The sequence below is a fragment of the Cellulomonas septica genome, assembly GCF_012396155.1.
Classification (GTDB): Bacteria; Actinomycetota; Actinomycetes; order Actinomycetales; family Cellulomonadaceae; genus Cellulomonas; species Cellulomonas septica.
The window spans coordinates 1-1,044 of sequence record NZ_JAAXOY010000901.1 but is presented as its reverse complement, the minus strand read 5'-3'; the positions used below and the strand labels follow the sequence as shown (position 1 = coordinate 1,044).

1 protein-coding gene and 1 pseudogene are annotated in these 1,044 nt (G+C 75.6%); both read left to right on the top strand.

From position 1 onward, the window contains the following. Nucleotides 1-654: FAD-dependent monooxygenase (locus tag HGA02_RS20140; protein ID WP_210728864.1), on the top strand; the 654-nt coding region annotated here is incomplete at its 5' end. Between the two features lie 129 nt (nucleotides 655-783). Further along, nucleotides 784-1,044, top strand: a pseudogene (locus tag HGA02_RS20135) (ACP S-malonyltransferase); the annotation flags it as partial.

The following is a 1,044-nucleotide window of genomic DNA, read 5'->3' as shown; positions in this document are numbered from 1 at the left end:
GTCCACGACGGGTCCACCGCGTGGCGCGCGATCACGACGGCTCCGGTCGCGACGGACGTCGAGATGAGCCAGACGTGGGGCGCCGGGCAGGAGTTCGGGTGCATCCCCCTCGCCGACGGGCGCGTGTACTGGTACGCCGCGGCGTCGGCGCCGGAGGGCGAACGCGCGCCCGACGAGCTCGCGGAAGTGCGCGCGCGCTTCGGCACCTGGCACGCCCCCATCGCCGACGTGCTCGCGGCCACCGACCCGGCCGCGGTGCTGCGGCACGACGTCTACCGGCTCCCCGACCTGCCGACGTACGTCCGCGGCCGGGTGGCCCTGCTGGGCGACGCCGCGCACGCGATGGTCCCGAACCTCGGCCAGGGCGGCGCCCAGGCGATCGAGGATGCCGTCGTGCTCGCGGCGGCGCTCGCGTCGACGCCCGACCTGACGTCCGCGCTGGACGCGTACGACCGTCAGCGGCGCCGACGGAGCCAGTCGATCGGCCGTGCCGCCACGACGATCAGCCGGTTCGGGCAGCAGCTGCGCCACCCTGTCGCGGTGGCGGTGCGCAACACGGCGATGCGGCTCACCCCGGACCGCGTCGCGCTGAGCTCGATGGCCCGCTTCGGGCGGTGGACGCCCCCGACGCTGCCGGCTCCCGGTCCTCGCTGACGCCGGCCTGGGCACTTCTGGCCGTCCCTGAGCGGTCCGCACCGTTTGTAGGGTCCGCACAACACCGTCCGTGAACGTTGGTGTGCGTCACGAGCCCGGACGGGACCGGCGGCACGGCAAGGTGGACAGGTGCTCGTCGTCGTCTGCCCCGGACAGGGTGCCCAGTCCCCCGGCATGCTCGCCCCCTGGCTCGAGCTGCCCGTCGTCGCGGAGTCGGTCGACCGCTCGTCGCGGACCGCGGGTCTCGACCTGCGCGCGCACGGCACGACCTCGGACGCGTACACGATCCGCGACACCGCGGTCGCGCAGCCGCTGCTCGTCGCCTCGGCCCTCGCGAGCCTGCGCGCGGTGCTCGACGTCGACGCGGACACCGCGCTCGGCACGGCCGCC